This window comes from Rhizobium leucaenae USDA 9039, from assembly GCF_000426285.1.
GTDB lineage: Bacteria > Pseudomonadota > Alphaproteobacteria > Rhizobiales > Rhizobiaceae > Rhizobium > Rhizobium leucaenae.
This window is the reverse complement of sequence record NZ_AUFB01000069.1, coordinates 1-8,704: the sequence shown is the minus strand read 5'-3', so window position 1 is coordinate 8,704 and position 8,704 is coordinate 1. Positions and strand designations below refer to the sequence as shown.

The following is an 8,704-nucleotide window of genomic DNA, read 5'->3' as shown; positions in this document are numbered from 1 at the left end:
CTTGACGTCTCGACCTTCTACGGCTCGGGTTATTTTATCGACCGGATCGGCTACACGCCGGAGACCAAGGTTCCCTTCCTCGGCGATGCCTATTTCGACAATCAGCTCGTCGACGAACAGATGCGGCAACTGGTCGGCGATGGTCTCGGCGCCGGCTCCTTCATCCCCGGCAACAACGCCACCGATCAGATGAAGACGCTGCTCGACAATGGCGTGGCCTATGCCGAGGCGAACGGCCTTTCCCTCGGCCAGGCGCTGACGCCACAGCAGGCGGCGTCGCTCACCCAATCAATCGTGATCTATCAGGCCGAGGTCATCGACGGCGCGCAGGTACTGGTGCCGGTGGTCTATCTCTCGGCCGCCGACCGCGCCAAGGTCAACAGTTCTGCCGCCGTCATCGCCGGCAACACCGTCAGCATCGATGCCGGCTCCGTCGACAATTCCGGCGCCATCGCAGCCGCCGACGGCATGACCATCAACGCCACGGACATCAAGGCGAATGGCGGCGTCTTCCTCGCCGGCGGCAACATGAACCTCAATGCCACCAACGGCATCACGCTTGCCGCCCAGACGATGAACATCGGCGGCCAGACCGTCGTTGCATCCAATGGCGGCATCACCGCCGGCGGCAATCTGAAGGTCGATGCCGGCGGCGGCAGCTTGACGCTCTCCGGCACCAAGGTGGCGGCGGGCGGCTCGGCGCAGCTTTCCGGCCAGACCGTGACCGTTGGCGCCGTCAAGCAGGACAATGGCGGGACCCAGGCGCTCATCGGCACCACGGTGACGACGGGCGCCAATCTCAGCATCGCCGGCACGAGCGGCGTCAACATCATCGCAAGTTCCGCCAAGGTCGGCGGCGACCTCTCCGTCCTCTCCTCGAACGGTTCGGTCAACATCATCTCCACCGGCGTCGAGAATACCGTCCTTACCAAGGACCGGCTGAGCCTTGCCCAGGGCGGCACCATCACCACGACCACCAGCCAGATCCAGCAGGGCTCCTCGCTAATCGCCGGCGGCAGCATGCTGGTGTCGGGCAATCAGGGCGTGCTGATCGCCGGCTCGACGCTCGATGCCAAGGGCAATCTCGGCATCATCTCGACGAATGGCAACATCGCGATTACCGCGTCTCAGGATCAGACCACTAGCCAGTCGAAGACGATCGCGGGTGCCGCCACCGGCTACAAGGGCGGCAGCTCATCCTCGACCTCGGTCGCCAGCAACGGCTCTTCAATTACCTCTGAGAACGGCCACGTGACCGTCGAGGCTGATGCTGGCAATGTCAGCGTTATCGGTTCCGATATTGCTGCCAAAGGCGGCACGGCCAATCTCATCGCCAAAGGTGACGTCACCATTGGTGAAGCAACCGACAGCGCTTCCTCCTCCAGCAAGTCCGGATCGAAAAAGGCGAGCGAGGCGACGACCACCGCCGAGGCCTCCTCGATCTTCGGCCAGACCGGCGTCAACATCACCTCCACTGGCGGCAATGTTACCATCTCGGCCTCCGACGTCACGGCTGGCGATGCGACTCATACGGCGGACGCCAATATCCAGGCCGCGGGCAACATTGTCATCGCCTCCGGCAAGGATACCGACGAGACCACCTCCGACAGCAAGTCGAGCGGTTTCCTGTCTTCGTCGAAGACCCATACCCACACCTACGACGAGAATACCGTCGGCTCCTCCATCTCCGCGTCCGGCAACGTCAACGTCGCCGCCGGCAGTGAGACAGTCGTCTCCGGTTCCAGCATCGCTGCCGGCGACAATCTTGCCCTCTCCGGCTCGACGGTCACGATCATGGGAGCCGAGGAAGAGCACGAGAGCGACAAGCAGACCAAGAAGTCCGGTATCGGCGTCGGCTCTGGTGGTGGGTTCATCTCGATCTATGGCAGCCACGATAAGACGATCAGCGAAAGCTCGAGTGACAATGTCGGCTCGACGCTCACTGCCGCCAACGGCAACATCACTCTGAACGCCACCAAGGGCGATCTGAACATCATCGGCTCGTCGATCGCGGCAACGAATGGTGACGTGACCGGCAAGGCCACCGGTGATATCAACATCCTGCCGGGCCACGAAAGCGACGACACGTCGAAAAGCGACAAGCGTTCCGGCTTCGGCATCCAGGTCTCCACCAGCGGCGGGGGCGCCTCGATCGGCATCGGCGCCGGGCGCTTCACCGACGAGGTCAACCAAAGCGCCGATACCAATGCCGTGTCGACGATCAAGGCTGGCGGCGACATCACGCTTAAGGCGGGCGACACCTTCAACGATCAGGCCGGCCAGATCGCCGCTGGCGGTGGCGTCACCATCACAGGGCAGAACGGCGTCAACATCCTCTCCGGCAACGACGTCACCAATTTCGACGAAGTGGCCACCAGCTTCTTTGCCGGTGTCAGCGTCGGTGTTTCCTCCAGTTTCGTCAGCGCCGGCCAGAGCATTGAGAACCTTGCCTCCAAGCTCGGCAACGTCACGGACGGCTATTCGGCCGCCAATGTCGCCTTTGCCGGCATGAAGGCCTATGAAGCGCTCTCCAATCTCAGTGACAGTGTCGCCGCCGGCAACCTCGCCTCGGTCTCACTGTCAGCCGGCTTTACCTATTCGAAGACCGAGACGTCGGTTTCGAGCTCGACGCCGGTGCTGCCGACGATATCGGGCAGCTCGGTCGACATCTCGACCAATGGCGATTTTGTCAGCCGCGGCGCACAGATCTCAGCCGCCGCCGATCCCGATCGATACGACTATATGAATGGTAGCGTGCTGATCTCGGCCAACAACATCGACATGGCCGGCGCTGAGGCGACGACCGACGCTTCCTCGCGCAGCGAGTCGGCCGGCGCCAGCATCGGCGTCTCCGTCGGCGTCGGCATCGGCGGCGCTACCGGCATCACCCCGACGGCCAGTGTCTCGGCCGGTCAATCGAAATCGTCGAGTTCCTCGACCACGCAGGTAATCTCGGCCGTCAGCGCCACAAACAACATCAAATTCGTCTCGAAGGGCGACACGACGCTCAACAACACCGTCTTCACTGCCGACACTATCGACGGCGATGTCGGCGGCAATCTTTCGATCATCTCGACGCCGAACACGGGCACCCAGTCGAACAGCTCGTCCTCGCTCGGTTTCTCCTTCACCGGAGGCACAATCGGCAAGACTGCTGGGCAAGATTTGCTGACGGCAAGCAATGTCGGCACCGCGCTTGGCGGCCTCACGCTCGGCGGCGTGCAGCCGGCCTTCGGCTCCGGCAAGGGTTCGACCAGCTGGATCGATACGCCCGCCGGACTTTATTCGCAGGGTGCGCAAAACATCACCGTTGGCGGCAATACCAACCTGGTGGCTTCCGGCCTGATCTCCGACACCGGCCAGGTCGACCTGACCACCGGCACCTTCACCTATTCCGACTTCAACGGTTCGAAGGTCTACCGCAACCTCGAAGTCGACGCCAATATCGACCTCTACGGTGGCAAGGACGCCAACGGCATAAAGCAAAACAATTCGAGTGCGGAGGGCAAGTACCAGCTCGACAACGTCCAGCAGACTGTCAAGTCAACTGTGACAGGCAATATCACAATCACCGATCCCACCAAGCAAGCGGCACTCGAGCAAAGCGGCGTCACAAAACCAGCCGATCAGATCAACAAGGATCCGACGCAGCAATCAGTCATCACAAAGGACGAGCATATCGATTTTGAGCCGTATGTCTCGGTCAAGAGTGTGGAAGGCGTTGCTACCGTCATCGAGAAGGCCGCAACTTATATCGACCGTCTTGTTGAAACAGGCTCCTTAGACAAAAGCAGCGCTGCTGAAGCCAAAGCGATTATCGCCCGGCTGATGGATGTTGATCCGGACACTTTGAAGGTTTGTACAGGTGGAGACCAAGGCAGCATCTGGGATTGGATTATCACGCCGGCCTATGCTGGATCCGGCTGTATCATCCGCTTCAAGGGGCAGTTCGGAAGCACGAACCTCACTGAGGCCGAATACAATGCGGTCCGCGATTCCATCGTTCAAGCTTCGGAAGGTGAGATCAAATACAATCTCTCGATCATCCAGTCGTTGGACGCGCTCGTCGCCAATGGTGGAACTTTGTCCCCGCTGCAGGCACAGGCGCTCGCGCGGGCACAAAGCAATCTGCAGCAGCAGATGGCGCAATATGTTCTTTGTAGCGAAAACCTGGACGATCTCCGCAATTCGGGCATTGTTCCCAATACCGCGGAATTCAGCACATATTTCAAAACAGCCGAGGCTTATCGCATCGGCGGCGACGCGCTCGGCGATCAAATTCTCGGACTTCAGAAATCCACGCAGGACCAACTGACAGCACTGCGCCAGTCTAATCCGACCCAATATCAAGGGCTAATGTATCTCGCATATAGCGGAAGCTCCTCGACACTGGATGCGGCATTCGTTCTAAAGGGCTTGTCACAGGAATCGGGCATGTCGCCCCAACAGCATGCCCAGGTCATTCAGCAGGCAGCGGCAAGCTTTGCCCAAGCACTGTTCTCGTCGGACATGACGGCAATCAATGGCGTCGGCGGCGGGAGCCTGAGCGGCATTCAGGCGGCAATGGCGCTTGCCACTCAGAATCTGAGTGTGCAGGACCGCGTGACGCTACTCGTAACGTTGAACAGCTACGCTAATCAACATGCCGACTCCATCGACGATTCAGTCAGCCGTGCTCGTGCGGCTACTGCATTTGTAGTTGCAGGGGGATCTCTGGTTGCCGCGACGCCGGAGATCACCGCCTGCTTCGCCGATATTCTTTGCCGTGGCGAAGCTGTAAATGCCATACTCGATTTGAGCTTCGGCGAGGCTATTGGCGCGTCCAGCTTTTCGATCAGTGTCGCTTCGGTAGGCGGCGCGATGATCGTGCGGAACGGAGACCAAATTGTCAGCATCGTCGATGAGGTCGCCGGTACTGTGCTTCGCCGAGGTGACGCAGGCTTTGTTGACGCGGTTAACGCAGCTACCAAGATAGAGAATGGGATTGTCGATGTAACAGGTCATTCCCTTATTGCGTTCGAAAATTTCGGCGGCCATACCATTGCTCAGCACATAGGCAAGACAGATGCTGATCTCTTAGCGAGACTGGCGAGCAACCCAAACCTGAAAAACGCATCGAGCTTTCCAGATATCGAGACCGCAAGTGCAGCCGTCGCAAATACAGTGGCTGATGCTGCAAATCAGGCAAAAATTTCCTCCTGGATGGCTGGGGGTGGCCAAGGCACCTTGGAGATCAGTTCTCCTTCCTCCTCAATAGTCGGCACTGTGATGCAACGAGGGGCAACTCAGTCAGTTTCAACCGACGTGACAACAGTCGTTCTCACGAAGGATCCCTTGAGCAAGAAAGGGTACACTATTTTAACGTCATTTCCGGATTTGTAGCACAGTTCTTCGGAAGCTATATGTGCAATGAGTGGAGCTCTTAGCATGACCGATATAGATCGAAATCATCCCGCAAGGCAATTCTTCGGAGCGTATTTTCATCAAGATTGGTCGTTAATTTATGATAGCTATCAAGCGGCTATTGATGACTTTGTACGAGAAGCGTCAGCTCAACAGCTCAATGCGGTGCTGGATCTAATCGAGCCATACTTGCAGAGCGGCAACTGTGAAGATTTTGATATGAGCAAATATGGAGGCAATTATCGTCCCGAAGGTGATGGCTTGTCCAAACGCGCATTCTTGACCGCAATCAGGCGATCGATCCATCGAAAAATTGGTATAGTCGACGTAGATAAAAATCATCCGGCAATGCAGTTCTTTGGGGGCTATTTCCATCAAGATTGGAAATTGGTGTACAATAGCTATCGCGACGTTATCGCGGACTTTGTAGGACAGGCTTCACTCCAGCAACTCGACGCGGTGCTCGAAGTGATAAGTCCATATCTGGCGAGCGGCAGTTGCGAGGACTTTGATATAAGCCTGTTCGGGGGTAACTACCATCCCGAAGACGATGGCATATCCAAATTCGATTTTCTGAGTGCGATTAAGCAGTCGGTCGAGAAAAAGAGAGAAATAACTTCTCAGGAACCTGATGGGGAATAGGGAGCTCTGTTAGGGGCAATCTCGTGCGCTACACAATTTCAGCCAGAGAACTGATCAATTTCCAGATTTAGTGTGGCCGCGAATTCCCACTATTTTGCCACCGATGCCGAATGGCGGGCGTCTTGCCGAGATCTCATGGACGAGGACGCCCGGGCTTACATCCTCGGGCGCAGCATAGCCCCAGCAGCGAACGCTATGGGCGCTCAGATATCATGGTGCCGGGATTGGCCGCAGCAATGGATCAGGTCAGGCCTTTCGAGAATTGAGAAGAATGCCAAGGGGCGATGAGGTGAGGAGCACCGAAGAATAAATGCGTTTGGTGTCAGCCGACAGAGCGCGTTCGAAGCTCGGATGCAATCCTGCAGCTGGCTAACAGACTTCCCCCATTTTTAGTCGCTCCCCGGAACAATTGCATCTCTCAAAGCGTAAAAAGCCTTTTAAGACAGGCGTCGGCACCACAGCGCGTTCAGAGCTGTGGGCTCGCATAAAAAAATGTAGATCGCTCTTGTAATTTGAGAATGGCACAGGTAGATGACACTCACCGAACGCGAGGGACGATCCGCTCCGCTTGCGAAAGGGCGATTAGCTCAGTTGGTAGAGCGCCTCGTTTACACCGAGGATGTCGGGAGTTCGAGTCTCTCATCGCCCACCATTCGCTTGAAAATCGTAAGCGGTTAGCCGACAACGTCCGGCTTGAAGTTCCACGGCATGAGAGCTTCGATATCTTGGGCGGGCCATCGGTTCGCCATGCGAACTAACGTCTGTGTGAGCCAGGCAAGTGGGTCGACGTCGTTCATCTTTGCTGTTTGCAACAGGGTCGCGATCGTTGCCCATGTATTGCCGCCGCCTTGGCTTCCGGCGAATAGACTGTTCTTTCTCGTAATTGCGGTCGGGCGGACATTCTGCCCATATCGAGCAAGAGCTTGTAGTCCATTATCGCTGGCACGCGCTTTACGGGCGTCGTGTGCGGCGGTTTTATGATGAGACGCGGCGAGGTATGGAGACGATCGTCGCCGAAGTGGCGCCTGGGGTGGCGCTTTGCTTGCCGGCTTGGATCTTCGATCCGATAATTTGTGCGGTCATGCAGATCGGGGAGCCCCACGTAAACATTGAGGGTCTCGCAGATCTATGTCGCTTGCTTGAAGGGCATAGACTCAGGCGAAGTTCTTCAGACGACAGCACCGTCGTCCAGGAGGACCGTCATGAGGAAGTCATTCGACCTGATGTTAACGCCCCGCCGGCCGCGCCAGCTCTGCATCTTGTTGGACCCGCCGGAGCTGAAGGGGATCAAGGCCATCGAACGAAGCGCGGTCACCGTAAGGTTGGCGCGGCTTCTCATGGAGGCCGCCGGCGCGATAACGGTGGAGAGCGGCAATGACTGACGTCGATATTTTGCCGCCTTCGATATTGAAGCGCAAAGCCGTGGTTTATGTTCGCCAATCGACGCAAGCCCAGGTCCAAAACAACCTTGAGAGCCAGCGGCGGCAGTATGAGCTGGTCGATGAGGCCCGCCGGCGCGGATTCCGAGACGTTGAAGTTATCGACGATGACCTTGGCCGTTCTGCTAGCGGAACGGTCGCTCGCCCAGGATTTGATAAACTCGTCGCTGGGCTATGTGCCGGCAATGTGGGCGCCGTTCTCTGCCTGGATGCGTCGCGTTTGGCTCGCAATGGGCGTGACTGGCATCATTTACTTGAGCTCTGCGGGCTGGTTGAGGCAAGGGTCATTGATCTTGAAGGCGTGTACAACCCTTGCCGCCCGAACGATAGGCTGCTTCTGGGAATGAAGGGCAGCATCAGCGAGTTTGAACTTGGTATCTTGCGATCAAGGATGCTCGATGCGGCTCGATCCAAGGCGCGTCGCGGCGAACTGCGTATTCCGGTGCCAATCGGCTACATCTGGCACCGGGAAGTTGGCCTCGGTTTTGATCCTGACCTTCGGGTTCAAGAAGCCATTCGTCAAATATTCGAGCGCTTTCGCCAACAGGGAAGTGGTCGCCAGGTCTACCGCGCTCTCAGCGCGGAGCGAGTTCACTTCCCCCGCCCATCCGACGGTAAGCGGTCAGTGTCGTTTGATTGGACGCCGATCCGCTATCGTAACGTCATCTCGGTTTTGAAGAACCCATTTTATGCGGGAGCCTATGCCTACGGGAAGACTGAGAAACGCACTGAGATCATCGACGGACGCGCCCACAAAACCTATAAACATCCTCGCGCCCTCAGCGATTGCGAGATTCTTCTAAAGGGCCACCATGAGGGCTACATCGATTGGTCCGAGTACGAACGCAACCAGAAGCAGCTTTCCCTCAACGATTTCGGCCGTCGGGGTGGGCCGAAGTCCGGTAGAGGTGGGCGATCCTTACTGATTGGATTAATGGCTTGCGGTCGATGCGGACGCCGCTTGAAGGTTGGGTATAGGGGGCGCTATCCTTACCCCATCTACCAATGCTTCGGCGCGGATGTCTACAACTCGACGCGCTGTATGAGTTTTGCGGGGCAACGTACCGATAGAGTGATCGCTTCTGAGCTCATCCGTGCCGTCGAGCCCATGGCGGTCGAAGCGGCGCTTACGGCGGAGAGGACGTACATGGAAGGTCAGGCAGAGCAACAGCGGATGATCGAGCTGGAACTTCAGCAAGCCCGTTATGATGCCTCTTTAG

The 8,704-nt window shown here is 57.6% G+C and carries 4 protein-coding genes, 1 tRNA gene and 1 pseudogene; 5 read left to right on the top strand and 1 reads right to left on the bottom strand.

Annotated elements, in window-relative coordinates:
• The 3 genes from K290_RS36025 to K290_RS0132830 all read left to right on the top strand — a co-directional run.
• Window positions 1-5,382 (top strand): hemagglutinin repeat-containing protein (locus tag K290_RS36025; RefSeq protein WP_202595649.1); only part of this gene is annotated, 5,382 nt, incomplete at its 5' end.
• A 45-nt stretch (window positions 5,383-5,427) separates the two neighbouring features.
• A complete protein-coding gene (locus K290_RS0132835) occupies window positions 5,428-6,045 on the top strand; it encodes a contact-dependent growth inhibition system immunity protein (RefSeq protein WP_028755372.1) in 618 nt (205 codons plus the stop codon).
• A 576-nt stretch (window positions 6,046-6,621) separates the two neighbouring features.
• A tRNA-Val gene (locus tag K290_RS0132830) sits at window positions 6,622-6,697 on the top strand.
• A 22-nt stretch (window positions 6,698-6,719) separates the two neighbouring features.
• Here the strand turns inward: K290_RS0132830 and K290_RS37025 are convergent.
• Window positions 6,720-6,944: pseudogene (locus K290_RS37025) on the bottom strand (transposase domain-containing protein); the annotation flags it as partial.
• Between the two features lie 303 nt (window positions 6,945-7,247).
• On the opposite strand from K290_RS37025, the gene K290_RS0132820 reads away from it, so the two are divergent.
• Together K290_RS0132820 and K290_RS0132815 are read left to right on the top strand one after the other, a co-directional pair.
• Entirely contained in the window at window positions 7,248-7,427 is a 180-nt protein-coding gene (locus K290_RS0132820) for a hypothetical protein (protein ID WP_028752705.1), read from the top strand.
• A partial coding sequence (locus tag K290_RS0132815) for a recombinase family protein (RefSeq protein ID WP_028752706.1) occupies window positions 7,420-8,704 on the top strand: 1,285 nt, incomplete at its 3' end. The genes K290_RS0132820 and K290_RS0132815, both read left to right, overlap by 8 nt.

Excerpts from the sequence above, each read along its gene's own strand:
- K290_RS0132835 (WP_028755372.1), top strand. The coding sequence starts at position 5,428 with ATGACCGATATAGATCGAAATCATCCCGCAAGGCAATTCTTCGGAGCG.
- K290_RS0132820 (WP_028752705.1), top strand. The coding sequence starts at position 7,248 with ATGAGGAAGTCATTCGACCTGATGTTAACGCCCCGCCGGCCGCGCCAG.